General features: G+C 68.4%; 1 protein-coding gene. It reads right to left on the bottom strand.

Going from position 1 to position 579, the window contains the following annotated elements; translation table 11 throughout:
* Window positions 1-187, bottom strand: a 187-nt coding sequence (locus BIU90_RS18885) for a hypothetical protein (protein WP_139195141.1), incomplete at its 3' end; no start/stop codon positions are given.
* Window positions 188-579 lie beyond the last annotated feature (392 nt).

The following is a 579-nucleotide window of genomic DNA, read 5'->3' as shown; positions in this document are numbered from 1 at the left end:
GACGGACGATCCCCATCGCGGCGGGGCCGGTCCGAGTTGTACGACGGACGATCCCCGCGCGGCCCACTCGAGCGATCAGAACGCTGTCCACCGTCGCGGAATCCACGACCCGGCGCACTGTCGCGACCCGGACGATCGGATCGGAACGGACGGTCTCCGTCACGCTGCGGTCGGTCACGTCGGTCACCTTCACGACGCTCGAACTCACGCGGACCCGATGACCAGCCGCCACGACCTGCCGAGGGGCCGCCGTCACGTCGAGCGGGACGATCGCCATCACGCCGCGGGGGACGTCCACCTCCGTCGTCGTTCCGGTCGTTCCGGTCGTCGTCGTTCGCCACCATTGCTCCTCATCGCGTGCCGGAGCATGAGCGCCGGCGATCGTCCGCTGTGTCGTTGTGTGTGCGCCGTCCGTGGCCTGCTGTGCTCCCAGTCCATCACGGACCGAGCCGCACGTCGAGGCCGACGAGTGGGCGGAGAACAGAAATGGCCACCGGCCCCACCGAGAACGAGGGTCTCCCCTGCGAGTTCTCGATGAAGCCGATGGCCACATCTTCTTACGTTGAGTCCGGCGGCGTC

This window comes from Curtobacterium sp. MCBA15_001 (assembly GCF_001864835.1).
In the GTDB taxonomy this organism is placed as follows: domain Bacteria; phylum Actinomycetota; class Actinomycetes; order Actinomycetales; family Microbacteriaceae; genus Curtobacterium.
Note: the sequence above shows the minus strand (reverse complement) of the source record. Positions and strands in the feature narration are given on the sequence as shown.